General features: G+C 72.8%; 22 protein-coding genes and 1 pseudogene. 5 read left to right on the forward strand and 18 right to left on the reverse strand.

What is annotated here, in order from left to right; genetic code table 11:
* Positions 1-23: 23 nt before the first annotated feature.
* Positions 24-1,136 (reverse strand): glycosyltransferase family 4 protein, encoded by a 1,113-nt coding sequence (locus EDD29_RS35325; protein ID WP_123670877.1) that lies wholly within the window; start codon positions 1,134-1,136, stop codon positions 24-26.
* On the reverse strand, positions 1,133-1,921 hold the full coding sequence (locus EDD29_RS35330) for a glycosyltransferase (RefSeq protein WP_170201700.1): 789 nt from the start codon (positions 1,919-1,921) through the stop codon (positions 1,133-1,135). Before EDD29_RS35330 ends, EDD29_RS35325 begins: the two co-directional genes overlap by 4 nt.
* A gap of 133 nt (positions 1,922-2,054) precedes the next feature.
* Here EDD29_RS35330 and EDD29_RS47370 point away from each other — a divergent pair, with 133 nt between their 5' ends.
* A complete protein-coding gene (locus EDD29_RS47370) occupies positions 2,055-3,371 on the forward strand; it encodes an acyltransferase family protein (RefSeq protein ID WP_246053165.1) in 1,317 nt (438 codons plus the stop codon).
* Between the two features lie 1,842 nt (positions 3,372-5,213).
* Here the strand turns inward: EDD29_RS47370 and EDD29_RS47375 are convergent.
* From EDD29_RS47375 to EDD29_RS35350, 4 genes and pseudogenes are all read right to left on the reverse strand, one after another.
* Positions 5,214-7,217, reverse strand: a pseudogene (locus tag EDD29_RS47375) (alpha-(1->3)-arabinofuranosyltransferase domain-containing protein); the annotation flags it as partial.
* An 8-nt stretch (positions 7,218-7,225) separates the two neighbouring features.
* On the reverse strand, positions 7,226-8,692 hold the full coding sequence (locus tag EDD29_RS35345; protein ID WP_483902885.1) for an MmpA family trehalose lipid delivery protein: 1,467 nt from the start codon (positions 8,690-8,692) through the stop codon (positions 7,226-7,228).
* A complete protein-coding gene (locus EDD29_RS47875) occupies positions 8,689-8,817 on the reverse strand; it encodes a hypothetical protein (protein WP_281280974.1) in 129 nt (42 codons plus the stop codon). Before EDD29_RS47875 ends, EDD29_RS35345 begins: the two co-directional genes overlap by 4 nt.
* Positions 8,818-8,964: 147 nt before the next feature.
* Entirely contained in the window at positions 8,965-10,047 is a 1,083-nt protein-coding gene (locus EDD29_RS35350; protein ID WP_123668579.1) for a PucR family transcriptional regulator, read from the reverse strand.
* A gap of 142 nt (positions 10,048-10,189) precedes the next feature.
* Between EDD29_RS35350 and pgfA the strand changes: the two genes are divergently transcribed.
* The gene (pgfA, locus tag EDD29_RS35355; RefSeq protein ID WP_123668580.1) at positions 10,190-11,161 is read left to right on the forward strand and encodes a cell envelope lipid trafficking protein PgfA; all 972 of its coding nucleotides are present in this window, start codon (positions 10,190-10,192) and stop codon (positions 11,159-11,161) included.
* A 5-nt stretch (positions 11,162-11,166) separates the two neighbouring features.
* Here the strand turns inward: pgfA and EDD29_RS35360 are convergent, their stop codons facing one another.
* Positions 11,167-11,820 (reverse strand): CoA transferase, encoded by a 654-nt coding sequence (locus tag EDD29_RS35360; RefSeq protein WP_123668581.1) that lies wholly within the window; start codon positions 11,818-11,820, stop codon positions 11,167-11,169.
* A gap of 330 nt (positions 11,821-12,150) precedes the next feature.
* On the opposite strand from EDD29_RS35360, the gene EDD29_RS35365 reads away from it, so the two are divergent.
* Entirely contained in the window at positions 12,151-12,900 is a 750-nt protein-coding gene (locus EDD29_RS35365; RefSeq protein WP_123668582.1) for a ZIP family metal transporter, read from the forward strand.
* Between the two features lie 15 nt (positions 12,901-12,915).
* On the opposite strand, the gene EDD29_RS35370 is transcribed toward EDD29_RS35365, so the two are convergent.
* The 3 genes from EDD29_RS35370 to EDD29_RS35380 all read right to left on the reverse strand — a co-directional run bounded on the left by EDD29_RS35370 (position 12,916) and on the right by EDD29_RS35380 (position 16,599).
* Positions 12,916-14,364, reverse strand: coding sequence for a beta-N-acetylhexosaminidase (locus EDD29_RS35370; protein ID WP_246053166.1), 1,449 nt, complete (start codon positions 14,362-14,364; stop codon positions 12,916-12,918).
* Positions 14,365-14,414: 50 nt separating this feature from the next.
* The gene (locus tag EDD29_RS47380; RefSeq protein ID WP_123668583.1) at positions 14,415-15,437 is read right to left on the reverse strand and encodes a serine/threonine-protein kinase; all 1,023 of its coding nucleotides are present in this window, start codon (positions 15,435-15,437) and stop codon (positions 14,415-14,417) included.
* A gap of 469 nt (positions 15,438-15,906) precedes the next feature.
* Positions 15,907-16,599, reverse strand: coding sequence for a L,D-transpeptidase family protein (locus EDD29_RS35380; protein ID WP_123668584.1), 693 nt, complete (start codon positions 16,597-16,599; stop codon positions 15,907-15,909).
* A gap of 141 nt (positions 16,600-16,740) precedes the next feature.
* On the opposite strand from EDD29_RS35380, the gene EDD29_RS35385 reads away from it, so the two are divergent.
* Positions 16,741-17,508 carry a hypothetical protein gene (locus EDD29_RS35385; RefSeq protein ID WP_148086203.1) on the forward strand — a complete coding sequence of 256 codons (768 nt, stop codon included), beginning with the start codon at positions 16,741-16,743 and terminating at the stop codon, positions 17,506-17,508.
* A gap of 4 nt (positions 17,509-17,512) precedes the next feature.
* Here the strand turns inward: EDD29_RS35385 and EDD29_RS35390 are convergent, their stop codons facing one another.
* Both EDD29_RS35390 and pepN read right to left on the reverse strand, forming a co-directional pair.
* A complete protein-coding gene (locus EDD29_RS35390; protein ID WP_123668586.1) occupies positions 17,513-18,160 on the reverse strand; it encodes a TetR/AcrR family transcriptional regulator in 648 nt (215 codons plus the stop codon).
* 125 nt (positions 18,161-18,285) lie between these two features.
* On the reverse strand, positions 18,286-20,853 hold the full coding sequence (gene pepN, locus EDD29_RS35395; RefSeq protein WP_123668587.1) for an aminopeptidase N: 2,568 nt from the start codon (positions 20,851-20,853) through the stop codon (positions 18,286-18,288).
* 127 nt (positions 20,854-20,980) lie between these two features.
* Here pepN and EDD29_RS35400 point away from each other — a divergent pair, with 127 nt between their 5' ends.
* Positions 20,981-21,598 (forward strand): mycothiol-dependent nitroreductase Rv2466c family protein, encoded by a 618-nt coding sequence (locus tag EDD29_RS35400; protein WP_123668588.1) that lies wholly within the window; start codon positions 20,981-20,983, stop codon positions 21,596-21,598.
* Between the two features lie 90 nt (positions 21,599-21,688).
* Here EDD29_RS35400 and EDD29_RS35405 read toward each other — a convergent pair whose 3' ends face one another.
* From EDD29_RS35405 to EDD29_RS35425, 6 genes are all read right to left on the reverse strand, one after another.
* Positions 21,689-22,156 carry a ribose-5-phosphate isomerase gene (locus EDD29_RS35405; RefSeq protein WP_123668589.1) on the reverse strand — a complete coding sequence of 156 codons (468 nt, stop codon included), beginning with the start codon at positions 22,154-22,156 and terminating at the stop codon, positions 21,689-21,691.
* 18 nt (positions 22,157-22,174) lie between these two features.
* Positions 22,175-23,110: an ATP-binding protein gene (locus EDD29_RS35410; RefSeq protein ID WP_123668590.1), complete on the reverse strand. Its 936-nt coding sequence runs from the start codon at positions 23,108-23,110 to the stop codon at positions 22,175-22,177.
* Between the two features lie 128 nt (positions 23,111-23,238).
* The gene (locus EDD29_RS35415) at positions 23,239-23,994 is read right to left on the reverse strand and encodes an energy-coupling factor ABC transporter ATP-binding protein (protein ID WP_246053167.1); all 756 of its coding nucleotides are present in this window, start codon (positions 23,992-23,994) and stop codon (positions 23,239-23,241) included.
* Positions 23,979-24,755 (reverse strand): cobalt ECF transporter T component CbiQ, encoded by a 777-nt coding sequence (cbiQ, locus tag EDD29_RS35420; RefSeq protein WP_123668592.1) that lies wholly within the window; start codon positions 24,753-24,755, stop codon positions 23,979-23,981. Before cbiQ ends, EDD29_RS35415 begins: the two co-directional genes overlap by 16 nt.
* Before the next feature lies 1 nt (position 24,756).
* The gene (locus EDD29_RS47385; protein WP_246053168.1) at positions 24,757-25,092 is read right to left on the reverse strand and encodes a PDGLE domain-containing protein; all 336 of its coding nucleotides are present in this window, start codon (positions 25,090-25,092) and stop codon (positions 24,757-24,759) included.
* On the reverse strand, positions 25,089-25,787 hold the full coding sequence (locus tag EDD29_RS35425) for an energy-coupling factor ABC transporter permease (RefSeq protein ID WP_246053169.1): 699 nt from the start codon (positions 25,785-25,787) through the stop codon (positions 25,089-25,091). Before EDD29_RS35425 ends, EDD29_RS47385 begins: the two co-directional genes overlap by 4 nt.
* Between the last annotated feature and the right edge of the window lie 23 nt (positions 25,788-25,810).

A 25,810-nucleotide genomic window follows, 5' to 3' on the forward strand; every position in this document is an offset into this window, starting at 1 on the left:
TGCTCCAAACGGCGGTGGGTCGGTCATGCGGGGTCGAGGAGTGCGGCGATGCGGCGGGCGGTGGAGTCCCAGTCGAAGCGGCCCGCCCACTCCCGGCAGGCGGCGTCCAGCTCCGCCCTCCGGACGGGGTCGGCGACCTCCTTCAGCGCGGCGCCCACGGTCTCGCCGAACGCCTCGGCGGTCGGCGCGAGCCACCCGGTGATCCCGTCCCTGACGGAGTCGCGCAGCCCGTCGACGTCGGGCGCCACCGTGGGGACGCCGTGCGCGGCGGCCTCCACGACGCCCAGGCCCCACCCCTCTCCGGCGGAGGCCGCCACGTGCAGCCATGCCTCGGACAGGAGCTCGGCCTTGCGCTCGTCGGTCACGAATCCCTCGAACCGAAGGGTATCGGCGAGGCCGTGTGCGCCCGCCAGACGCTCCAGCCGCGCCCGGTCGGGCCCCTTGCCGACGATCCGGACGACGAGGCCGGGGAAGTCCTCTCGGAGCCTTACAGCGGCCTCGATCACGAGGTCGATCCGCTTGTGCCGGACCAGCCGCCCGACGCAGACGATCGTCGGCGCCTCGGCGGGCGCCCTGACCCCCGACGCGACGGGTTCGGTGCCGTTGGGCACGAGGTGGATCTCGCCGGGCCAGTCCAGCCGGGCGCGCATCGCCTGCACCGTCGAAGGGGAGACCGCCGCGGTGGCCCGCCGCCGGTAGGTCCGCCGGGCGACCGGCCCCTCCAGGAATCTGCCGAACCGGGCGACGGCCGGGGGAAGGTACTCGCCGAACTGGCGGTCGTGGACGTGGTGGACCACGCAGACGACGGGCACCCGGCGCGGGGTGACCCACGGGGTGAAGAAGGGGATGCCGTTCTGGCAGTCGACGACGCCGTCGAAGGAGCCGCGCCGGGCGGCCAGCCAGGCCAGGACGCGCGGGTAGACGCCGAACCTGCCGCCGAGCCTGACCACCCGCACCCCGTCGGCGTGGTCGGTGCGCGCCTGCCCGGTGTCCCGCGCCGTCAGGTAGGTGACGGCGTCGCCCTGCGCGGCGAGGCGGGTCGCCACCTGCCAGGCATAGGTCTCGGCGCCGCCCGCGTCGCGGTGCCAGGGGTCGCGCCAGTTCACGACGGCGATCCGCCGCGCGGAGCGGGTCATGCGGCCGGCCGGACCAGCGCCGGGGCGGCCGCCAGCTCGTCCGCCGCGCCCGTGCGCGCGGGCCGCGGCCGGACCGGACGGGGCAGCACCGTCCACATCCGGACGAGCTCCGCCAGGACGGGCAGGCCGTGGCGGAGCACGGAGAACTTCGAGCCGGGCACGTCCTGCCAGGTGACCGGAACTTCGAGCGGCAGGGCGCCGCCGAGCCTGGCGCAGCGGGCGAGGAGCTCGACGTCGAAGGCGAATCCGCTGGCGCGCTGGCCGCGCGCGGCGGCCCGGACGAGGTCGCCGTGGAAGAACTTGAAGCCGCACTGGGTGTCGCCGACGCCGGGCACGAGGGTGCGGGAGAACCGCCGGAAGAGCTGCGCGCCGGCGGAACGGAGCCTGCTGTGCCGGGCCTGGACGTCGGAGCCGGGGTGGGTGCGGGAGGCGATGACGACGGGGTGGGTGCGCAGCAGGGCCAGGAAAGTCCGCAGGACGGCCGGGTCGGTGGCCATGTCCGCGTCGCAGAACCCGACGATCGCGGCCCGCGACGACAGGATGCCGGCCCGCACGGCGGCCCCCTTGCCCCGTTTGGCGCAGTGCACGAGCCGGACCTCGACGGGTCCGGCCGGCCACGCCCGGACGATGTCGGCGGTCCCGTCGGAGCTGCCGTTGTCGACCACGAGCACCGAGGCGTGCACCGGCAGCTGGGCGAGCCTGCGGCACAGCAGGTCAAGCCCGCGCGGCAGCCGTTCGGCCTCGTTGAAGGCCGGGACGACGACTTCGACCGTGATCGGGCTCATCGGCGCGCTCTTTTCCATGAGGGGCAGCCTGAACGTAGTCACGCGGCGGCGTCGAGGTCACTATGGTGCATCACTAGCAATTTTGGTCGGTTCACCAATGAGCCGGACCATCTCGCGCGGGCACGCTTGGCTGATGTCGTCCCGACCAGCGTCACCAGCCCATCAGGACTCCCTCGACGGCATCCGGGCGGCCGCCGCGTTGACGGTGGTGGTGCTGCACGTCGCGGGCGAGACGGGCGAGACGTCCGGGATGTCGGCGATCCCCAGGTTCATCGGCCACGGGGACATCGGGGTCGCGATCTTCTTCGTGCTGTCCGGCCTGCTGCTGTACCGACCGTGGGCGACCGCGCTGTTCTCCGGGAAGGCCGGGCCCGAGACCGTCCCGTACCTGTGGCGCAGATTCTGGCGGGTCGTCCCGGCGTTCTGGCTGGCCGTCGCGATCGGCCTTCTCGCCTTCAATCCCGAGCACGCCGACGAGTGGCGGACCTGGGCGCAGCTGCTGGGCATGGTGAGCATCTACGACTTCTCGCCCTGGTGGCCCGGCACCGGCCCGACCGGCATCTACCACCTCTGGACGATCTCCCTGGAGATGTCGTTCTACCTGGTCCTGCCGCTGCTCGGCGCGGCCCTCGCGGCGGTCGCCGGACGGGCGACGGCGCCCGCGGCGCGGGCGCGGAGGGCGCTGCTGGGGCTGGCCGCGCTGTACCCGCTGCACCTCGTCTACCAGTACTTCACCTACTTCCCCGAGTGGCGGCCGACCCTCAGCATGTGGCTGCCGCGGAGCCTTCCCTGGTTCGCGCTGGGCATGGCCCTGTCCGTCGTGGCGGCGTGGGCCGCCGCCGAGCCTTCCGGGCCGGCCCGGCGGTTCAGCGCGGGGGTGGGCGCCGCGCTGCCCGAGTGCTGGACGGCGGCGGGGCTGCTCTACCTCATCTCGTGCACCGAGCTGACGGGGCCGTTCGGGCTGAACTTCGGATACGACATGTTCTGGCCGTCGATCTTCCGGGTCGTCCTGTACGGCGCGGTCTCAGTCCTTCTCGTCGCCCCGCTGGCCCTGCACCCCGGCAACCGCCATAGGCTCGCCGTCTTCTTCGGCAGCAGGCCCATGGCCTGGCTCGGCCGCGTCTCCTACGGGATCTACCTGTGGCACGCGATCCTCCTGCTCGTGCTCGTCCGGCTGCTCGGACCGCGGGTGCACACCCTGCCCTTCGCCTTCGGCGTCCTGCTCGCCCTCACCCTGCTCGTCACCCTCCCGGCCGCCGGGCTGTCCCACCGGTTCCTCGAGGAGCCGGTCCGGCGGCTCGGCACCCGCTGGACGGTCCGCCGCCGCCGCGACGAGCAGGCCGACCGCGGCGCAGCACAGCAACTGCGGCACGGCGCCGGCGAGGCTCGCGCCGAGTCCGCCCGGAAGGAGACCGTGCACAGCGGCGGCGCCGCCCGCGAGGGCGAGTAGCGCGGCCGCCGTCCACGACGGGTCGAGGCGCCGGAGCCGGCCGGGCAGGAGCACCGCGGCGATCCCGACCGCCGCGCCCGGCCAGGAGGCGGTCCAGTAGCCCGCCGCCGCGCCGAGCGGCACGGTGAGGAGCACCGGCAGCGCGATCGGGGCGGCCGCGGTTCCCGTGCGACGGGCCGGGCGGCGCCGGACCAGGGCGATCCCCGCGACGAGGACGAGCCCCGCCGCGCCCGCCAGCAGGGCGGTCCGGTAGGCCCGGTCAGGCCCGAAGGACAGCGTGACCGTCCCCTTCGTCCCGGCCGGGACCCACCACCCCTGACGCCAGCCGTCGACCCGGACGGGCTTGAGCGCCTCGCCCCCGACGGTGGCCGTCCAGCCGCGGTTGAAGTTCTCCCCGGACATGAGCAGGGCGTCCTCGTCGGCGGCGACCTCGACGGTCCGGGAGGTCGCCGACCAGGAGCCGATACGGACGCTCCCCGCCGAGCCGGACGGCTCGGGCAGCGCCTCGCGGCCGACCACGAGCCCGTCGATGCGGTACTGCCCGTAGCGCGAGACCGTGATCCGGTTCTCCCCCTCGGCGAGGGAGACCTTCGCGCACGAGGTGAACCGCAGGGGCCGGCCGGCCAGCACGTCGCCGTAGGTGCCCTCGGCGCGGGTGGCGACCTGGCCGCCGTTGACCTCGAGGATCGGGCCGAAACCGCACGGCAGCGCGAACGCCGCGTCCGGCGTGGTGCCGATCGCGGACACGCCGGGCACCCTGACCTCGGTGACCTGGACGTTCTCCGCGGCCGTGGCGAAGGAGATGCGCAGGCTCTTCGTGCGCAGGGCGGCGAAGCGCAGCATCCCGGTGTCGTCGAGGACGCCGCCGCGGACCTCCCCGTCGTCGCCCGTGAGGTAGACCTGGATCGGCGCCTCGGCGGCGGGCGGGCGCTCGACCGTGATCCGGGTGAGCTGCTGGGCGGCGGACCAGCGCAGCGTCAGCGTGGGCTCGTCGTCGTCGGGGTCGGGAAGCCAGGTGGTGGAGGGGTCGTCGTCGAAGGCGGCGCGGGCCCAGGCGGCCGCTCCGTCCACGGCCTGGCTGCTCGCCCCCGCCTCGGGCAGCGGCCTGAGCCTGGTGTAGTGATCGACGAGCGCGGTCTCTCGCAGGACGGCGCGGCCGGTCAGCCGTACCCGCCCGGCCGCCGCGGCGAAGGCCCGGTCGAAGCCGTACGCCTCCTCCCCGCCGCGTTCCAGCGACCAGTGGCAGATCCACCGGTCGGCGCCGCGCATGCACGCCGAAGCCTCGTCGGACCCGCGGGAGAAGACCCAGGACGTCGCGGGCGCCTCGGGCGCCTTGAGGGTGCGCGACGCCACGACGCCGGGCACCCGCACCTCCGACAGCGCGACGGACGCGCCGAGCTCGGCGGCCTGTGCGGTGGTGAAGCCGATGAAGCGGACGCGCAGCCACGAGGTCGCGCCCGGCGGGGTGAGCAGGACCTGCTCCTCCCGGTCCGTGCGCACCGTCTGGGTGCGCACGCCGTGCTCGGTCTCGACCGAGATCCGCACGGGCGCGGGGCCGAGCGCCTCGTCCGGCACGAGGACGGCCCGGGTGCCGGACACCTCGCGCGGCGCGTCGAAGTCGACCCGCCACCACTGCCCGGCGGCGCCGGACCAGCCGCCGGACCGCCAGGAGGTGCGCAGGTCGTCGTCCAGCGCGGCGAAGGGCAGGGACCCGGTCTGCTGCTGGGCGGACAGCGCGTCGGGATCGGACGCCGACGAGGACGCCGACACCGCCTTCACGCCGGTGTACCGGGCCGTCGTGCGGTAGTCCGCCCAGGGCGGCTCCAGGTAGTCCCTCGGCTCCTCGCCGTCGGTGAGGGTGGGAGACAGCCCGGTCCGCAACAGGCCGAAGTGGCGCAGCCTGGCGCGCAGCGAGTCCGTGCCGACGGTCGCGGCGGCCCGCACGGCGGGCAGGCCCGCGGCGTCGTCGTTGAGGACGGTCGGGCGGTGGGTCTCCAGCAGGCCCTCGTCGGCGAGGTCGAGCAGGGCCTCGGGCGCACCGTCGACGTGCAGGAGCGCGGAGGCGCTCTGGAGGGAGACCGCCGCGGCGGCCCCCGCCACCTCGTACACCTCGAGGGCGGGGTACTCCTGGTCGAGGCCGCCCACCGCGTCGTCGGTGCTGTAGCCGCCGGTGGTCGGCGGGCCGAACTGGGCGACCTTGGTGAGGCCGGGCGAGTCCGTCAGGGCCTGGTGGACGCGGGCGGGCCACGCCCCGGTCAGCTCGACCCGGTCGAGGTCATTACGGACCAGGACATAGCGGACACCGACCCGGCCGAGGACGTCGGCGAGGCCGGGCCCGCCGCGCCCGGTGGCGACACGCCGGTCGACGGCGTCCAGCACCCGGGTCAGCCCGACCGATCCCGCGGCGCCGATCTGCCGCTGCACCCAGCGCACCTCGGAGAGCTGCTGGAGGGGCTCGTCCAGGGGGCGTCCCCACAGGTACTCGGCGAACCGGGAGCCGGGCAGGGAGAGCACGGCCTGCTGCCCGGTCCTCGCGTTGAGCCAGGTCGCCGCGTCCGTCCAGTAGGCCGGGACCTGCCTGATCGGGCCGGGCCCGGCGAGGCCGAGCTGGACCGCGGGCGCGGCGGTCGCGGCCAGCGCGACGACGACGGCGGCGACCGCGCGCGGCCGGACGGAGGCGAGCAGATGGGCGAGGCCGAGTGCCAGCGGCAGCCGCAGCACCGGATCGAACTTGCGCAGGTTCCGCAGGGGCGCCAGCGGGCCGTCCAGCAGGTCCCGGACGGGCCCGGCGATGGCCGGCTCCAGCACCCCGATGTGGCCGGCGGAGACCACGACGATCCCGGTGAGCAGGGTGAGCGTGAGGAAGAGCCGTTCCGGCGCGTCGCGCCGGGTCAGGCCCGCGAGCCCCGCCGCGGCGACGAGCGCGGTGAGCGCCACCAGCCACGGCGTCGTGGCCAGCGCGTGGCCGACGGGCAGGGTCGGGCCGCCGCTGCCGGTCAGCCAGGCGACCCAGTCGGGGGTGCCGCGCAGCACGTTGAGGAGCGAGGTGACCGGGGTGATGGTCGCGGTGGTCTCGGTGTAGGGCAGGAAGGAGAACGCGTACCCGCCCATGAGCGCGAGCGGGACCGTCCACCACAGGGTCGCGACGGCGACCATGGCCGTCCACCAGCCCAGCAGCCGCCACTTGGCGGCCTCCCGGTCGCGCGTCACGAGGTAGAGGAACGGCACGACCAGCACCGCGACGACCGAGGCGGCGTTCACCCCGCCGCACAGCGCGACCGCGACCGCGGACCGCGCGGCGGCGCCGACCCGGCCGCCTCCGCGCGCCGCGGCGACCAGCGGCAGGAGGATCCACGGCAGCAGCGCGACCGGCTGGACCTCCGAGGAGAGCACACCGAGGTCGGACATGACGCGCGGGGCCAGCGCGTAGGAGAGCGCGGCGATCATCCTGGCGTCCGGCGTGCCGATCCCGAGGCGTCCGGCGAGCCGGTAGAGCCCGGCGAAGGCGGTGACGGCGAGCAGCGCCATCCACAGCCGCTGCACCACCCAGCCTTCGAGCCCGATCATCCGGCCGCCGAGGAAGAACTCGGCCATCGGGAAGAGGTAGCCGTTGGCCTGGTTCTGGATCTGGCCGAGCTGGTTGACGTCCCAGGCGTGCAGCGACCTGGCGACGAACCCGGCCGGGTCCAGCGCGAAGTCGATCTTGGTGTCGGCGATGAGCTCGCCCGGCCGCGTCAGGAACGTCAGCGTCACCAGCAGGAGGGCCGCGACGCCCAGCCGCAGCCGGTGCCGCAGCAACGGGACGGCGGCGGCCTCCACGGCCGGCCCGGCGGATTCGGTGCGCATCCTCAGGGTCAGCCCTTCCTGGGGTCCAGCTTGTAGAGCGTGAGGTCCGGCCCGGTCAGGACCGGGACGAGCCCGGGGAACCTGGCGCCGAACCCGTCGGTCTCGGCGTCGACGACGACATAGCGGAAGCCCGCCGCCCGCAGCGGTTCGGTCAGCGGCGCCGCCGACTCCACCAGCGGGGTCAGCGCCGCGGCCCGCGGATCCTCGGCGGCGACCGTCGTGGCGCCGACCCGGACCGCGTCGTTGAACACGACCCGGCGCGGCAGATACCGGACGAGCGGGTCGAGTGAGCCCCGGCCGCCGTTCCACGGGTAGGAGCGGTAGGCGTGCCACGGCAGCAGCAGCACGTCGCCGGGAACACGGTCGGCGGCCATGATCTCCCGCGCGGTCGCGAACTCCGCCGGGTACCGGACGGCCGTGAGCCTGCCCATCCCGCCGAGCAGCAGCCCCGGCAGGAGCAGCAGCGGCGCGGCGACGGCGAGCGGCGCCCAGCCCTCGCGGAGCCGCGCGACCAGGGCGGCCATCCCGACCGCCTGGAGCAGCGCCAGCGGCGCCACGTACTGCTGGGCGTCGCGCAGCACCGCGAAGCCCGGCCAGAACCCGATGAGCGCGCCCAGCAGCCCCGGCGCGAGCGGCTCGCACAGCGCGACCGCGAACCCCGCCGCGGCGGCGACCGCCAGCGGACGGCAGGCCCGCGCGCCGAACCAGGTCAGCGCCAGCGCGAGCAGCAGCCGCGGGACGGCGAACGCGGGCAGCGCGTAACCGGCGGGAACGACCTCGGCGTTCCACACGCCCGACAGGCTCAGCAGGCTGCCGGCGACGCCGAACGGGGTGTCCGCGCGCGCCGCGAACACGTCGGCGCCCACCGGGTCGGCGGGCACCCCGCGCAGCAGCGCCGGAAGCACCCACGGCAGGCTCAGCACCGCCCAGGCCCCGGCGGTGAACAGCCGCCGCCTGCCGCAGGCCAGCACCGCGGGCAGCGTGACGATCATCGCCATGAAGCCCCCGGCGGCGGCGGGCAACAGCGCCGCGACCGTCGCGCGGCGGCCTCCCCGCCGGACCGCGTCGACCGCCCAGGGCAGCCCGGCGTAGCCGAGCAGCAGCGCCCACTGACCCAGCAGCAGGCGCTCGGCGACGAAAGGGTTCCAGCAGTAGAGGACCGCGGCGGCGACCCTGGCCGCCGGCGGGAGGTCCCGCACGAGCCGAGCCGTGCCCGCGCAGGCGAGGACGAAGATCGCCAGCAGGATGAGCTTCTGCACCAGCGCACCCGGCAGGAGCGCGGTGAGCGCGGCGGCCAGCAGATCGCTGGGGACCGCGCGGGGCGGCGCCGCGGCGAGGCCGATCAGCGCGCCGTCGTACCGCCACCGGGGCACGAACACCATGTCGTAGGCGAGCGTGAACCCCGGGGCGAGCGCGGGCCCGAGCGCGAGTGCGCCCAGGCCCAGGCCCAGCAGGTACGGCCAGAAGCGGCTCAGGGGGTCCCGTAGTTGTAGAGCTCCGCGCGCGGCGGAGCGACGTTGTCCGACTGGTAGACGAACGTCGTGGTGGCGCCCAGTGCCAGGGCTATCCCCAGCACGCCAGAAACCAGATACGTGGTCATTGACTTCCTCGCCCGCTCGCAGGTCCCGACAGGTCCCCCGAGCGTAGGGAAGGCCCGGCCCGACATGCATCGCCGTGCGTCCCAATTCCTTTGTCCGCGCTTACAAGACGTCCTCGCCCGGGTGCCGGGCGGGTCGGCCCCCGGACGTCACGGCGCCGCCTGCGCCGCGTCGGTGATCCGCTCGTACTGGAGCGCCCACCAGACCGTCACGAGGTCGTCGACCCGCTCCAGGTGCAGGCCGCTCAGCTCCTCGAACCGCCGGATCCGGTAGCGCAGCGTGTTCGGGTGGACGTGCAGCTTCGCGGCGGCCTCGGCGATGTGGAGGTCGCGGTCGAGGTAGGCGGTGAGCGTCTCGGTGAACAGGTCGCGCTGCGCCGCCGGGATCGCGCCGAAGCACCGCTCGGTGACCAGGCCGGTGAGGTTGGGGCTCTCCAGCACGGCGGCGAGCAGCGGCACGTCCTCGATGTGCACCACGCCGGTCATGCCGAACGCCGACGAGACCCGCAGCACCGTCGAGGCCTGGGCGAACGAGAACGACGCCGATGCCAGCGGCATGCGCTGGCCCATCGCGACGAGCCCGTCGCCCTCCAGCCGGGGCCGGTGCGCGATGAGGCCGACGAGTTCGCCCTGATGGCTCTCGGCGAGCCCCGCCCCGTCGACGCCCGCCTCGAACCTCCGGCGTGCCTCCGCCCCGGGGATCCGCGCCCGGAACGCCGCATAGTGCTCGCCGGGGTCGAGCCCGAACTCCGCGGCGAGCTTGGTCAGCCGCGCCCCGCCCAGCCGGCTGCCGAAAAGGTCGGTGAGGAAGGCCGCCCTGCGGTACCTGTCCTCCCGCATGATCTCCAGCTCCACCTGGCGGTGCGCCTCGCTGGCGACCTCCAGCGCCTGCACGATCCACGGCCACAGCCTGCTGGGCTCGGTGCCGATGACCTCCTGCGCCAGCGCCGCGGCGGTCCGCGCGCCGTGCACGAACGCCGAGAACGGCACCCCGGACCGCGCCCGCGCGGCGCCGATCCGGGCGACGACCTCGAGTTCGGCCGGGGTCGGCGGGCGGTCCTCGGCGAACGAGGCCGCGGCGGCGCGGACCGCCTCGGTGATCCCCGCGAGCAGATCCGCCTGCGGGACGCCCGCGTACTCCGGGACCTCCCGGTACAGCACCTCGCGGCAGTGGTCGATGAAGGCGACCAGCTCGGCGTCGCCCACGAACCACGAAGGGGACTCAGCGTCCATGCGGAAAGCCTCCTGGGAACGCGGTTGTGTGCGGAGACAAGCAAGGTTGGCAGCCGCGCCCTAGGCACGTGATGAGATCCCCGTCACCATCGCAGGACCCAGTCAGTCGCCCCCTCTCCCTGGCTCTCCGGAGGTCCCCCGCATGCGCAGAACCATCGGCACCGTGCTGCTGGTCCTCGGTTTCTTCGGTGTGGCGCTCGCGGTGCTCGTGCGCTTCCAGCTCGCCCCGAAGCTGATCGCGGCGCCCCTCGACCAGTACGCCAAGGCCACCCTGACCAGCCCGAACGGGCAGTATCTCGACCTGGCGACCGGCCAGCCGGTCACCGTCCCCCTGGTCATCACCGCCACCACCCGGGGCGTGGTCGAGCAGAGCACCGACGACACCGCCGTGTGGGACTCCTTCACCGCGATCCAGCGGGAGACCGACCAAGAGGTCATGTCCGCCAGCGAATGGCGGCTCGCCTTCGACCGGCGCACCGGTGAGCTCAAGACCTGCTGCAGCGCCCATGTGAACGGCAACTCGGCGGTCTCGCAGTCCGGCCTCGGGTTGATGTTCCCGACCGGCGATCGGCTCGAGAAGAAGGACTACACCCGGTTCGACTCCTCCACCGGACGGACCTGGACGGCGGAGTTCGCCGGCGAGGAGGACGTCGCCGGCGTCAAGACCTACAAGTTCACCGAGAAGATCGAGAACGCGGTGCTGGGCGCCCCGACGCAGGTCCCCGCGACCTTCTTCGACAAGACCGCCAAGGGCGAGGTCAGCGCCGAGAAGGTCTTCTCCGCCGACATCACCGTGTGGGTGGAGCCCCGTACCGGGTCCCCGATCGACCAGCGGCAGAAGGTCGACACCAAGCTGCGGAGCCAGGCCGACGGCGCCGAGGTGTCCGTCCTGTCCGGCGACTTCGGCATGACCGACGAGACCCGCGCGGCGCTCGTGGACAACGCCGAGGAGTCGATCGGCAAGATCCAGCTCCTGAAGCTCACCGGACCGCTCGTCCTGCTCGTCCTCGGCCTCGGCCTGATCGGCGCGGGCGTGGTGCTGCGCCGCACGCCCGGCCGGCGCCGGGCCGGCGGGGCGGCGCCCGCCGCGGAGAAGGCCCCCGAGACCGTCTGACGGGTTCACTCGACGGCTCCCGAGGCCTTGAGCTCGATGATGCGGTCCCAGCCCATCCCGAGGTCCATGAGGATCTCGTCGGTCGGCGCGTCGGTGCCGGACGGCACCCGCGCCGGCCGGTCGAGCACCCGGACGTCGGCGTGCCCCTCCGTCCACCAGGCGAGGGTCCGGGCGGAGACCGCGAGGTCCAGCGCGGGGACCTCGCCCGTCCGCTCCCGCCGGAGCAGGGCCGCCGCGACGCCCACGGCGAGGTGGATGCCCGGGAGGGCGTCCGCCTCGCCGTGGGCGTGCAGGGCGGTCCCGGCTCCCCCGGCGTAGACGATCCGCGCGTTGGCCCGGCGGACGTCGGCCAGCTCCACGCCGCACCGCGCCCGCTCCGCCGACGGCAGCCCGGTGAGGAAGACGTCCGCGCGCACCACGAGATCGTGGAACACTCCCCGGCCGCCCGCGCACTCCAGATCGAGGCCGAGTCTGCGCCCGCCGCCCGCCGCGCCCGGATCCTTCCGCGCCGCCCCGGCGTCGCCGACCACCACGAGGTCGGCGCCCCACCCGGCCAGCACCGCGCCCGCCCAGGACGCTGAATACGGCCCGGCCACCTCGAGCACCCGGAACCCCTCCAGCGGTCCGGGTCCGGCGGCCGACTCTTCCTGCGCTTTCATCTCCTGAAACAGCAACGGGGGCCCCTCTCGCCCAAAACGTGACATGACTCACGCCACTAAACAGACAACTACGACAGAACCCCGTTCTTCTGTCAATAGGAGCCCGCCTAAAACCCCAGGTCACAGCTGTGCCCGGCGACCGGCCCCGCGTCGCTGTGAGCTCGGGCACTTCCGCCGCGATGCCGTCCGGCCTGCGGATCTTCCCCCCTCCCGGCTCGATCGGGACCCCCGGGCCGGACGCCGGGACGCCCGATTCAGGCCGCGAAATTCTCTGTCGCGCCTGTGCCGGATGGGGCGTGTGGGGCCCGGTGGGGCGGGGATGCTCCGGGCATGCCGATCTTGGTCGCCGGGCTGGCCGCGCTCGCCACGCTGTTCGGTGGGTGGGTGGCGGCGCGGACACGGGACCGGCGGCATCTGGTGCTCGGGTTCGCGGCGGGGCTGATGCTCGGGGTGGTGGGATTCGATCTGGTGCCGGAGGCGATGGAGCAGGCGTCGTTCGAGGTGTGGGGGGTGCCGGGGGCGAGCGTGGGGATCGTGGCGGGGTTCCTGTCGATCCATGTGATCGAGCGCGGGGTGGCGCTGCACCGGGCGCACGAGGCGGAGTACGGGCAGCACGCGCACAAACTGGAGAAGGTGGGGGTGCTGAGCGCGGGCGGCCTCATCCTGCACTCGACGCTCGACGGGTTCGGGATCGGGATCGGGTTCCAGGCCGGCACCGCGGTGGGCGTCTCGGTGGCGATCGCGGTGATCGCGCACGACTTCGCCGACGGGTTCAACACCTTCACGCTCGCGACGCTGTACGGCAATCCCGGGATGCTCCCGATCATCCTGGTCGCCCTCGACGCGATCGCCCCGGTCGTCGGCGCCTTCCTGGGGACGGTCTTCCGCGTCCCCGAGCAGCTCATCGGCCTCTACCTGGGCTACTTCGCGGGATTCCTGCTCTACCTGGCGACCGCCGACATCCTCCCGGAGGCGCACGCCCGGCACCCGTCGCGTCTCACCCTGCTGTGCACGGTGGCCGGAGCCCTGGCCATGTGGCTGGTCGTGGCCCTCTCCCACGTCCCGACCCACGCGCACTGACCAGGGCGTTCCGCGCTACTCCTCGAGTTCGGGCGCCCGGTGGTAGGCGGTGATGCCCGCCGCGTCCCAGCGCGCTGTGTGGGCGCGCAGGCGGCGCACATGCCCCGGCCAGTCGCGGGGTGCCGCCGACCAGGCGGTGTCGGCGATGCCGGGGAGGCGGGGGAACAGCATGTGGTCGAGGTCGTCGGGGGTGCGCAGGGTCTCGCTCCAGAGCGGCGCCTCGACGCCCGCGACGTCGGCGCCGGGCACGAGGGCCCCGGGGTCCCACTCGTAGGACCGCCGGACGCCGACGGTCCCGGCCCACATGAGCCCGAGCGGCGCGTCGTCGGCGTACTTCTGGTCGAGGTAGACACGGTCGGCGGGCGACATGATGAGCCTCACCCCCGCCCGGACCGCCGCGACGAGCGCGGCGGGCACCTCCTCACCCGTCGGCCGCCAGTACTGGAGGTGGACGCCCGGAGGGAGTGAGGGCGCGGAGGCGGCCTCCTGCCAGGCGACGACGGTCTTGCCGTGCCCGCCGACGAGCGGGAGCGCCCGGGACATGAAGTGCGCGTAGTCCTCGGCGGTCGTGGACAGCGCCTCGTCACCGCCGATGTGGAGGAACCCGCCCGGCGTGAGGGCGGAGACCTGCCCGAACACGTCGTCGAGGAACGCGTAGGTCGAGTCGCGGTGCAGGGCGAGTTCACTGAACCCGACTTCGACGCCCTCGTAGAGCTCCGGCGACTCCTGCGTCGACAGGTACGGGTAGCTCGACATCGCGGCCTGGGTGTGGCCCGGCACGTCGATCTCGGGGACGACGGTGAAGTACCGGTCGGCCGCGTACGCGACGATCTCCTTGTAGTCGTCCTGGGTGAAGAACCCTCCGGGTGGTCCCCCGACGGCCGTGGCCGCGCCGTGCTCGGTGAGCCGGGGGTGGCCGTCGATCTCCAGCCGCCAGCCCTGGTCGTCGCTGAGGTGCAGGTGCAGGACGTTGAACTTGTACGGGACGAGCCTGTCGATGAACCGCTCGACCGCGGCGACGTCGAAGAAGTGCCGGGCCACGTCGAGCATCACGCCGCGCCAGGCGTACCGCGGGCCGTCCTCGATGGCGACGCACGGAACCCGCCACGGCCCGGGGACCGCGACCGGGGATTCGATGGCCGGGGGCAGCAGCTGGCGCAGGGTCTGGACGGCCCGGAAGAGCCCCTCGTCGGTGTGCGCGCGCAGCCGGGCGCCCGCCTCGGTGACGTCCAGGAGGTAGCCCTCCCGGCCGAGCGAGGCGGGCCCGTCGAGGGTCAGCGCGACGGTCGCGGGAGCGCCGGGCGCCGGGGGCGGGAACGGCAGGCCCGTGGCGCGGTCCAAAAGCGCACGCAGGGAGGCGGCGGCACGGCCGGCGGGCGCGGTCAGCGTGGCGTCGGCGCCGAGGGTGAGCGCGCCGGGCCCGGACACGAGCGAGCGCGGGACGGGGATGAGGTTCGGTTCCACATCCCGCATATTAAACAGGTTTCTTTCCTATTTAAATAAGCACGCCCAGATCACCCCGTACCGGACTCGCCCGCGACGTCTCCCGCGGCCGGCGCAGGCGCCACTTCCCCGGCACTCGGACCGGCCTCCGGCACCGGTCCCGCCGACAGCGCGGCGACCACCCCGAGGGCGAGCGCCGCGACCACCGCCATGATCGCCAGCACCAGCAGGGGCCTCCCAGGACGGCCCTCGACCACCACTTCGGGCTCGGGGGCGGGCGCCGCCTCATCGCGGCCGACGAGCCGCATCATCAGCTCCGGCGCGCTCGGCCGGTCCCCGGGCTTCTTGGCGAGCGCCGCGCGGACCAGGTCCTTGAGCCCGCCGTCCTCCAGCCCCTCGAGGTCGGGCTCCTCCTGGACGACCCTGCGGGCCACATCGAGCGCCTGGCCCTCGCCGAACGCCGGCCGGCCCGTGCCCGCGTACGCCATGAGCAGCCCCCAGGCGAACACGTCGGCGGCCGGGGTGGCCGTCCCGCCGACCAGCACCTCGGGCGCCATCCAGCCCGGGGTGCCGAGGACGGTCCCGGTGGAGGTCAGGCTCGTCGAGGCGTCCAGCGCGCGGGCGATGCCGAAGTCGATGACGCGCGGCCCCGACAGCGTCAGCACCACGTTCGACGGTTTGAGGTCGCGGTGCACCAGCCCCGCCTCGTGGATCGCCGCCAGCGCGGTCGCCACGCCCGCCGCGACGCCGTGCAGGTCCGAGGCGGGCAGCGGGCCGCTCTCGGTCACCCGCCGGGCGAGCGGGACGCCGCCGATGTACTCGCTGACGATGTAGGGCAGCCCCGCCTCGTGCAGGCCGGTGTCCGCGCCGTGCGAGACGATCGCCGCCGTGCAGAAGGACGCGACGCGTCCGGCCAGCGCCGCCTCGTCGGCGAAGCGCGCCCGGAACACCGCGTCCGCGGCGAGCCTGGGATGGATGGTCTTGACGGCGACCCGCGCGCCGTCCTCCCCTTCCGCGAGATAGACCGTCCCCATGCCTCCGGAGCCGATCCGGCCGAGAAGGGGGTAGCCGCCCACGGACTTGGGGTCTTCCAATGAGAGCGGGTGAATGCCGCCGGGCAACGTGTCCTGCACCTGGGTCCGTTCTGTCGCGCCGTCAGTCGGGCCGTCCAAGCGTGCCCGATCCGCGCGGCGGTATCGGGCATCTCGGCCGAATCGTCATCACGCCGTTCCCGTGCCGCCTCCTTCGGCACGGTGAGACGGGGCGAACCGGATTCGTCGGCACGAAACAAACACGTCACCGGCACGTAGCCTTCCGTGCGATCTCGCGTCCTAAGCTGAAGTCAGCTCCGAGAGATCGGGGCCGCGCAGGACCGGAAGCGATGACCGTCGTCGGCTCCTCCTCGACGGACGACGGTGAGTGCACCCGGGACGCGCGGCGGATCGGTGACCCGCGTGCAAGAGCCCCAGGGGTGGGAGGTACTGGCACGCGGGCACCGGCACCACCAACGGCGAGGGCCCAGATCATCGGGGATCTGGGCCCTCGCCGTTTCCGCCGCCGGGGTCACTTCACGCGGACCTGCCAGCCGATCGGGACCAGGTTGAAGAGCTTCATGTCGGTGCCGAAGGGGAGGCGGGCGCAGCCGTGGGAGTCGGGGTAGAGCGGCACGTTGGGTGAGCCGTGCAGGGCGTAGCCCCGGTAGAAGTAAATGGGGTTGTACAGGGTGCCCAGCGGGGCGTGGCGGACTCCCTTGATCTTGCGTTCGACCCGGAAGTAGCCGCGCGGGGTCGTGGAGACCGCGCCGTCCTCGTAGCGGCCGCTGCCGGTCGAGGTGTGGCTGATGAGCGCGATCTTGCCGGCCTTGTAGACGACCACGAGCTGGCGCTTGATGTTGATCTCGACCCGGTTGCGCTCGCGCCTGCTCTTCGCCGTGATGACGGGCGGGAGCTTCGGGTCGTCCAGCGCCTTCCAGGTCTTCTTCCCGACCTTGCCCGTCGAGGTGGTGTCCAGGCCGTTGACCTTCTGGAAGGCCCAGACCGCGGCGCGGGTGGTGCCGCCGAACCTGCCGTCGGCCGTGCCCGGGTCGTACTTGAGCTGCTTGAGGCGCTGCTGGAGCTGCTTCACCGCGGCGCCCTTGCTGCCGAGCGCGAGGTTCGGCGTGTCCGTCGGCGCCGCCTGGGCGCCCCCGGCGAGCGGTCCGGCGACGAGCGTCCCGGCCAGCGCCACAAGGGCAAATTTCCTCACACGCACCCCCATAAAGAACGATCTACGCAACCAGCAAACCCGACCACATGCTGGGGAAATGTGTCAACAGCCTGGACTCTGACGGAGATGTAACTACGTTCAGTTACCAATCGGATATATTGCATTTGAAGGTTAACAAGTCACCATAGGGGTGTGTTCGGCAACAACATCTACCAAAAGGAGAACCCCGCCCTTGTCGGCGGTTCTCGCCAACAGGTGTACGAACAGCTCTGGGAGGCCGATACCGAGAAGCGGAAGCGCACGCGCCGCCGCGGCTCCGTGGTCGCGCTCCTGGTCGGCTACCTCTTCGGCGTCCTCGTCGGCGGGCTCGCCTTCTACTGGGCGATCGGCTTCGCCGTCGCGTTCCTCGCCTACGACGGCGTGCGGTTCCTGCGCACGCGGGCCGCGTCGCGGGTCTGGCGGTACGGCGAGGACGGCTCGATGGGCACCTCACGGGCACTGCGCCTGCTGGAGATCGCCGGGCGCGGGCGGTTCGCGGTGCTGCACCGCAGGGCGATCCCCGGGCACGGCATCGTCTCCCACCTCGTCGCCTCACCGGGACGGCTGTGGCTCGTGCAGAACGTCGTGCACGCCCCCGACCTCGACGTCACCGCGGTGAGGGGCAGGCTCTTCTACGGCAAGGACTCCCAGTCCCGCCTCGTCGAAGGGTGGGAGGCCATGGCCCGCAAGGTGTCCGAGGCCCTCTCGCAGGAGATGGACCTGCCCGTCAAGGCGTCCGTGGTGGTGGCCGTGCACGGCGGACGGGCGGGCAGATCCCGGATGACCGCGGGCGGCGTCGTGCTCATGCGCTCCTGGCGCGTCCCGCTCTGGATCCGCGCCCGCGCGGGCGACGGCGCGGCCTCCCCCCAGGAGATCGCGCTCACCGCGCAGCGGCTCTTCGGCCCTGGCAAGGCCCTCTGACGCGTTAGGACTCCGGGAGCCCTCGCAGCAGCATCTCCAGACCGACCTCGAACTCCGCGTCGGGATCGTAGACGTGGCCCTCGGCGAGCAGCGCGGTGACGTTCGGGTAGCGGCCGGGGTCGATGCCCTCGGCGCCGCGGATGAAGGGGTCGCCGCCCGGCTGCCCGCCGGACTTGGCGGCCCGGTCGAACCGCGCCTCGCGCAGCAGCGAGCCGATCGCGTACGACAGGAACGCCGAGGCGATCCGCGCCGCGTCGCCGCCGGCGAACCCCGCGGCGCGGGCGATCTCCATCGCGTGCTCGTACAGGCGCAGCGTCGCGGGCGACTCGAACGTGCGGGTGAGCACGAGGTTGGCCGTCCTCGGCCGGTCCCGCGCGATCTTGCGGAAGGCCCGCATCATGCCGCGGGCGCGCTCGCGGGGGTCGGCGCCCGGGTCGTCGGCGAAGTCGAGGTCGGCGACCAGCCGCTCCACGACGGCGTCGACGAGTGCCGCCTTGTTGGGCACGTGGTGGTACAGGGACATGGCCGCGACGCCGAGCCGGGCGGCGACCTTGCGCATGGACAGCGCCTCGACGCCGTCGCGTTCGATCAGGTCGACGGCGGCGAGCACGATGGCGTCGCGGGAGAGCACGGCGCGCACAGGCTCAGCCATACATCCCCATTTACCTATTAAGCGGCATTAGTCCGATAAGTAACGTTCCAGGTCAGCCTATACGCCGCACGGCGAAGGGGCCGCCCGGAACACGCCCGGACGGCCCCTTCGATGATCTTCGGCCCCTAGGAGGCGGCGGAGGCGTCCTTGGCCCGCGCCCGCAGCGCGCGCGCCACCCCGTCGCGGCCCTCCACCAGCATGCGGACCAGCGCCGACGGCGGGTTCTCCGCCGCGATGTAGGCGTCGGTCCGGTCGATGGTCTCCTGGGTGATGTTCAGGAACGGATAGGCGACCTCGGCGAACGTCTGGGACATGTCGCTGCTCCACTCCTTCCACACCCGGCCGACCTCGGCGAAGTACGCGTCGGTGTACGGGAGCAGCAGCTCGGCCTGGTCGGGTTCGACGAACCCGCCCATCGTGGCGCGGAACACCGCGTTCGGCAGCTTCCCGCCGATGATCCGCTGCCAGGCCGCGGCCTTGGCCTCCGGGGTCGGGATCGCCGCGCGCAGCGCCGCCGCGTGCCGCTCGCCGGCGGCGGTCGCGTCGCGCTCGTGCTCGGCGGTGATCTCGGCCTCGCCCGCCTTGCCGCGCACCACGAGGCGGCGCAGCAGTCCCCAGCGCAGGTCGGTGTCGACGTTCAGGCCGGGCAGCGCGACCGAGCCGTCGAGCAGACCCGCGAGGTAGGCGAGGTGCTCGTCGGAGGTCGCCGAGGACGCGAACGCCTGGAGGTAGGCCAGCTGGAAGTCCGAGCCGGGATCGGCCGCCTTCGCCAGGTCGGACAGCGCGTCGGCCATGAGGCCGAGGCCCGTCTCGCGCCAGGCCGGGTCGGCGTACTGGACGACCGCGGTGCGCGCCTGGCGCAGCAGGGTCTGCGCGACCGAGATGTCGCTGACCCCGCCGACGCCCGACAGCAGCAGCTTGACGTAGTCGCGGGTGGCCAGCTCGGCGTCGCGGGTCATGTCCCACGCCGCCGACCAGGCCAGCGCCCGCGGCAGGCTGTCCTTGATCTCCCCGATCGAGGAGACCAGCGTGGTCAGCGAGTGCTCGTCCAGCCGGACCTTGGCGTAGGTGAGGTCGTCGTCGTTGACCAGGACGAGGTCGGGACGGCGTTCCCCGACGAGCTCGGGCACCGCGGTCTTCGCGCCGACCACGTCGAGCTCGACCCGCTTGCGGCGGACCAGGCCGGCGTCGGTCTTGTCGTACAGGCCGATGGCGACGCGGTGCGAACGCAGCGTCGGGTAGTCCGGGACGGCCTCCTGGAGCACGGCGAACTCGGTGAAGGCGCCCTCGGCGTCCACCTCGTACGACGGGCGCAGGGTGTTGACCCAGGACGTCTCCAGCCACTCCTTGGACCAGGAGGTCAGCTCGCGGCCCGAGGTCTCCTCCAGGGCGTCCAGGAGGTCCGCGAGGACGGTGTTGCCCCAGGCGTGCCGCTGGAAGTAGCGGCGCACGCCCTCCAGGAAGTTGTCCAGCCCGACGTAGGCGACGAGCTGCTTGAGCACCGAGGCGCCCTTGGCGTAGGTGATGCCGTCGAAGTTGACCTCGACCGCCCGGATGTCCGGGATGTCGGCCGCGATCGGGTGCGTCGAGGGCAGCTGGTCCTGCCGGTACGCCCACGCCTTCTCGGCGTTCGCGAACGTGGTCCACGCGCTCTTCCAGCGGGTGGCCTCGGACTGGCAGAGCACCGACATGTACGTGGCGAACGACTCGTTCAGCCACAGGTCGTCCCACCAGCGCATCGTGACGAGGTCGCCGAACCACATGTGGGCCATCTCGTGGAGGATGGTCTCCGCGCGGCGCTCGTAGGCGGCGTCGGTCACGCGCGACCGGAAGACGTAGTCCTCCAGGAACGTGACGGCGCCCGCGTTCTCCATCGCGCCCGCGTTGAACTCCGGCACGAACAGCTGGTCGTACTTGCCGAACGGGTACGGGAAGTCGAAGACCCGCTCGAAGTACGCGAAACCCTGCTTGGTGACGTCGAAGATGGCGTCGGCGTCGAGGAACTCCGCGAGGGACGCGCGGCAGAAGACGCCGAGCGGGATGCGGCCGTCGTCGTAGGAGTCGCGCACGACGTGGTACGGCCCGGCGATGAGCGCGGTGATGTAGGTGGACATCTTCTCCGTCGCCGGGAAACGCCACACCGTCTTGCCTTCGGCCGAGGCCTCCTGCTCGGGCGCGGTGTTGGAGACGACCTGCCAGCCCTCGGGCGCGGTGACGTCGAACCGGTACGTCGACTTCAGGTCGGGCTGGTCGAAGCAGGCGAACATGCGGTGCGCGTCGGCCGTCTCGAACTGGGTGTACAGGTACACCTGGTCGTCGACCGGGTCGACCATGCGGTGCAGGCCCTCGCCCGTGCGGGAGTAGAGGATGTCGGCCTTGACGGTCAGCTCGTTGGCCGCCGCCAGCGACGGAAGGGGCAGCCTGCCCTTCTCGGCGTCGTACGTGGCGACGTCCAGGGCCGTGCCGTTGAGCACCGCCTCGGTGACGACCGCGTCGTGCAGGTCGATGAAGGTGCCGCCGCCCGCCTCGGCCGCGGTGAAGCGGACCGTGGTGACCGACGAGAACCGCTCCTCGCCCGTGGAGACCGCGCCGGCGCCGTTGCCCTCCGTGACGTCCAGCGCCACCTCGTACGCCTCGACGGCCAGTGTCCGGGCCCGTTCCCGCGCCTCGTCGCGCGTCAGGTTGCCTGCCACGTGCCCCTCCCGATGTGTGTTCGTATGATCTCCGGATCTTTTCATGTCTACCCAGAGCCGGGGAATCAACGGAGCTGATGGCCGGTTCGGCTTGGTGGACCCGCACGCCGTCACCCGGAGGTAACCCTTGTCGGAGAACGAGACGATCACCGTCGATTTCTGGTTCGACCCGCTGTGCCCGTGGGCGTGGATCACGTCCCGCTGGATCCACGAGGTCGCCGCGCAGCGTCCGCTGGACGTGCGCTGGCATGTGATGTCGCTCTCGGTCCTGAACGAGGGCAAGGACGTGCCCGAGCAGTACCGCGAGATGATCCAGCGCGGCTGGCGCCCGGTCCGCGTGGCGATCGCCGCGGAGCAGAAGTACGGCGGCGAGGTGCTCGGCCCGCTCTACACCGAGCTGGGCACGCGCATCCACAACGAGGGCCGCGGGATCACCGACGAGGTCATCACCGAGGCGCTCGCCGCCGCGGGCCTCGACGCCGCGCTCCTGGAGGCCGCCTCCAGCGAGGAGCACGACGACGACGTGCGGGCCTCCCACAAGGTCGGGATCGACAAGGTGGGCGAGGAGGTCGGCACCCCCGTCGTGGCGATCCAGGGCAGCGCCGCGTTCTTCGGCCCCGTCATCACCCCGATCCCGCGCGGTGACGACGCGCTGCGCCTCTTCGAGGGACTGCGCCTCGCGGCGTCCGTCCCCGGCTTCTACGAGCTCAAGCGCACCCGCACCGCCGCGCCGAGCTTCGACTGAGCGGCCGGCCCGACCGGAGAAACGAGAAAAGACCCCTTCGCACCTGAAGAACAGGTGTGAAGGGGTCTTTTGTCGTCTGCGGACGGGTGGCTACGGCAGCGGCGGGAGCTGACGGGTGTTCTCGTACTCGCTCAGCATGTCGATGCGCCGGGTGTGGCGCGCCTCATCGGAGTACGCGGTGGCCAGGAACAGCTCGACGAAGCGGGTGGCCTCCTCGAGCGTGTGCTGGCGGGCGCCGATGCTGATGACGTTGGCGTCGTTGTGCTCGCGGGCGAGGGTGGCGGTGTCCTCGCTCCACACCAGCGCGGCGCGGATGCCCTTGACCTTGTTGGCCGCGATCGCCTCGCCGTTGCCCGAGCCGCCGAGCACGATGCCGAGCGAGGCGGGTTCGGCCGCCGTGCCCTCGGCCGCGCGCAGCACGAACGGCGGGTAGTCGTCGACGGCGTCGTAGACCTTGGGTCCGCAGTCGACGACCTCGTGGCCGTTGGCCGTCAGCCAGCCGACCAGGTGCTCCTTCAGCTCGTAGCCGGCGTGGTCCGATCCCAGGAAAACTCGCATGGCGCACAGTCTCCCAGGTCAGGCCGGGAACGCGAACTCCGGGTCCACCTGCGCGGCGAGGTCCTCCCCCGTCGCCCGGTTGGCCCAGCTCCGCGCGTTCTTCACATGGAACTCCGCGGCCTGGCGCAGGTAGGTGCCCCAGTCCTTGACCTGCTCGTCGACGGTCTTGCGCAGCACGTCCATGGAGGCGATGCCGGCCTCTTCCAGGGCCGCGCCCTCACGGCCCTGCTCGATCGCCCGGACGGCCGGGGAGTGCCCGAACCAGGTGAGCAGGTCCGCGCCGACGTGTTCGCGCAGGTAGTCCACGTCCTGCTCGTCGTGCACCTTGTTGCCGACGACCTTGATGGTGACGTCGTAGTCGCGGGCGTAGTCGGTGTACTGGCGGTAGACGCTGACGCCCTTGCGGGTGGGCTCGGCGACCAGGAACAGCACGTCGAAGCGGGTGAACAGACCCGACGCGAAGGTGTCGGCGCCCGCGGTCATGTCGACGACGACGTACTCGCCGGGACCGTCCACGAGGTGGTTGAGGTACAGCTCCACCGCGCCGGTCTTGGAGTGGTAGCAGGCCACGCCCAGGTCGTCGTCGGTGAACGGGCCGGTGGCCAGCAGCTTGAGGCCCGGCGCGACGTCCAGCGCCAGGTCGGTGTGGAACGGGTCGCGGCCGAACAGGTGGAGCAGCCGCGAGCCGCGGCCCGGCGGCGTGGTCTTCACCATGGTCGCGGCCGAGCCGATGCGCGGGTTGTCGCCGCGCAAGTGGTCCTTGAGCAGGGCCAGGTGGTCGCCGAGCGGCGGCGCGACGGACTCGTCGGACAGGCCGAGCGCGGTGCCCAGGTGCTGGTTGATGTCGGCGTCGACGGCCACGACGGGCAGGCCCGTGGCGTGCAGATGACGGATGAACAGCGAGGACAGGGTGGTCTTGCCGCTACCGCCCTTGCCGACGAAAGCTACCTTCACGATGGCCCCCGGTGGATCTCGTGGTGAAGTGAAATGAAAACGGTTGTCACTTCAAAGTGTCGCCGATCACTCACCGTGGCGCAACAGGAACGCGGTTTCCCCCGGTCGAGAAGACGCTTCGGCCGGGTTCAGGCGCCGGACAGGGCCTGCGGCACGAAGCCGAAGGGAAGCTCCAGCCTGTGCGCGGCCATCAGGTCGGCGTCGGAGAGCAGGCCCAGGATCGGGCCGTCGGCGGCGATCACCCCGCCGGACAGGACGAGCGCCCGCGGACAGAGCTGCGCCGCGTAAGGCAGGTCGTGCGTGACCATGAGGACGGTGACGTCGAGGGAGAGCAGGATCTCGGCGAGCTCCCGGCGCGAGGCGGGGTCGAGGTTGGACGACGGCTCGTCCAGCACGAGGATCTCCGGCTCCATCGCCAGCACCGTCGCCACCGCGACCCTGCGGCGCTGGCCGAAGCTGAGGTGCTGCGGCGCCCGGTCGGCGAACTCCGCCATCCCGACCCGCTCGAGCGCGTCGGCGACGCGCCGGTCGAGGTCCCGGCCGCGCAGGCCCAGGTTGGCCGGGCCGAACGCGACGTCCTCCTTGACCGTGGGCATGAAGAGCTGGTCGTCGGGGTCCTGGAAGACGATTCCGACACGCCGCCGGATCTCCTTCAGCGCCTTCTTGTCCGACGGGTCCACGGTCATCCCGCCCACGCGCACGGTGCCCGCGCCGCCGTGCAGGATGCCGTTGAGGTGAAGGACGAGGGTCGTCTTGCCCGCGCCGTTCGGGCCGAGGAGGGCGACCCGCTCCCCGCGCGCTATCGACGTGGTCACGCCGAACAGCGCCTGGGTGCCATCGGGGTAGGCGTAGGCGAGGCCGGAGAGCTCTAGTGAAGCGTCCACACGGCCATCCAAGCACCCGCCGCGACCAGGGCGGCTGCCGCGGGCAGCACCGCGCTGACCGCCCATTGGCCCCGGGACGCCCCGGCCTCGGCCAGGACGGGCATCCGGCCGTCGTAGCCGCGGCTCAGCATCGCGAGGTGAACCCGCTCACCCCGCTCGTAGCAGCGCAGGAACAGCGAGCCGAGGGAGCGGGCGAGGATCCTGGCGTCGCGCAGGTCGCGCGCCTCGAATCCGCGCGACGCCCTGGCCACCCGCATCCGGCGGAGTTCATCGGTCACGACGTCGAGGTAGCGGAACATGAAGGTGGCGATCTGGGTGAGCAGCGGCGGCAGGCCGAGCCGCTCGACCCCGAGCAGGAGCGTGCGCGGCTCGGTGGTGGCGGCCAGCAGGATCGACGCGACGACGCCGAGGGTGCCCTTGGCGAGGATCCCGAACGCGCCCCACAGGCCGTCCCGGCTGAGCGCGAGGCCCAGGACCTCGACCTCGGGCCCCCGGGCGACGAAGGGAAGGAAGAGGGCGAAGGCCACGAACGGCACCTCGATCACCATCCGCCGCGCGATCGTCCCCGCGGGGATGCGGGCGATCGCCGCCACGGCCCCCAGCAGCACCGCGTAGAGCGCGAAGGCCCAGATCACGTGCCGCGGGGTGACCGCGACGGCCAGCACGAAGCCGACCGTCGCGAGGATCTTGCAGTGCGGCGGCAGCGCGTGCACCGGCGACTCCCGGCGCACGTACAGATCGTGCGCGTGACCCGCCCCCATCTCAGGCCGCGTCCTCGGGCGCCTGACGGCGACGCAGCGCCCAGAACAGCCCTCCGCCCACCACCAGGACCACCCCGACGCCGATCACACCGGACAGGCCACCTGAAAGCCGGGCATTCTCCACGCCGGAGACGCCGTAGTCGGCGAGCGGCGAACCGGCGGAGGCGTGATCCTCGGCCCCCGCGTCGAAGCCCTTGTCGGCCGCGACCTTCTCCAGGCCGTCGGGACTGCCGGAGGCGTAGTAGCTGACGAACCCTGCGAGGACGAGCGCGACGAGGAGGCCCGCGGCCACGAAGACCTTGGTCCCGACCCGGCGGCCGGTGCTGACTGCGCTCACGCGGCGGCTCCCTGGGAGTCGGAGACCTTGATGATCTGGAGGGGCTTGCGCAGCCCTCGGGCGCCGTACACGAGGTCGGGCCGGACGGCCAGCGCGCTGGAGACGGTCGCCGTGGTGATCACCGCCTCGCCGAGGCCGATGAGGAGGTGGACGCCGACCATCGCGGTGAGCATCGAGCCGAGCGGAATGTCGGTGGTGCCGCCGATCGCGTAGATCCCGGTGAAGACGACCGCCGCGGCCGGGACCGAGACGACCGCGCCGAGGAAGGTCGCGACGGAGACGCTCACGCGCTTCTCGGGCAGCACGGCGAGGACGGCCCTGAATACGCCGTAGCCGACGAGCACCGTCACCAGGGACATGATCGTGATGTTGGTGCCCAGGGCCGTCAGTCCGCCGTCGGCGAAGAGCAGGCCCTGCACGAAGAGCACGACCGCCACCACGAGGGCCCCGGTATAGGGGCCGACCAGGATCGCGGCCAGCGCCCCGCCCAGCAGGTGGCCGCTGGTACCCGCGGCGACGGGGAAGTTGAGCATCTGGGCCGCGAAGATGAAGGCCGCGCTCACCCCGGCGAGGGGCGCGGTGGCGTCGTCGAGTTCACGACGGGCGCCGCGCAAGGCGACGCCCACGCCGATTGCGGCCACGACCCCCGTCGCGACCGAGACCGGCGCGTTGATGAAGCCGTCGGGTACATGCACGGCGGATCCTCCCTGGTAGAACC

This window comes from Actinocorallia herbida, from assembly GCF_003751225.1.
Classification (GTDB): Bacteria; Actinomycetota; Actinomycetes; order Streptosporangiales; family Streptosporangiaceae; genus Actinocorallia; species Actinocorallia herbida.

Coding starts and splice junctions, on each gene's coding strand:
- EDD29_RS35325 (WP_123670877.1), bottom strand. CDS start 1,136: ATGACCCGCTCCGCGCGGCGGATCGCCGTCGTGAACTGGCGCGACCCC.
- EDD29_RS35330 (WP_170201700.1), bottom strand. CDS start 1,921: ATGAGCCCGATCACGGTCGAAGTCGTCGTCCCGGCCTTCAACGAGGCC.
- EDD29_RS47370 (WP_246053165.1), top strand. CDS start 2,055: ATGTCGTCCCGACCAGCGTCACCAGCCCATCAGGACTCCCTCGACGGC.
- EDD29_RS47875 (WP_281280974.1), bottom strand. CDS start 8,817: ATGACCACGTATCTGGTTTCTGGCGTGCTGGGGATAGCCCTGGCACTG.
- EDD29_RS35350 (WP_123668579.1), bottom strand. CDS start 10,047: ATGGACGCTGAGTCCCCTTCGTGGTTCGTGGGCGACGCCGAGCTGGTC.
- pgfA (WP_123668580.1), top strand. CDS start 10,190: ATGCGCAGAACCATCGGCACCGTGCTGCTGGTCCTCGGTTTCTTCGGT.
- EDD29_RS35360 (WP_123668581.1), bottom strand. CDS start 11,820: ATGAAAGCGCAGGAAGAGTCGGCCGCCGGACCCGGACCGCTGGAGGGG.
- EDD29_RS35365 (WP_123668582.1), top strand. CDS start 12,151: ATGCCGATCTTGGTCGCCGGGCTGGCCGCGCTCGCCACGCTGTTCGGT.
- EDD29_RS35380 (WP_123668584.1), bottom strand. CDS start 16,599: ATGGGGGTGCGTGTGAGGAAATTTGCCCTTGTGGCGCTGGCCGGGACG.
- EDD29_RS35390 (WP_123668586.1), bottom strand. CDS start 18,160: ATGGCTGAGCCTGTGCGCGCCGTGCTCTCCCGCGACGCCATCGTGCTC.
- EDD29_RS35405 (WP_123668589.1), bottom strand. CDS start 22,156: ATGCGAGTTTTCCTGGGATCGGACCACGCCGGCTACGAGCTGAAGGAG.
- cbiQ (WP_123668592.1), bottom strand. CDS start 24,755: ATGGGGGCGGGTCACGCGCACGATCTGTACGTGCGCCGGGAGTCGCCG.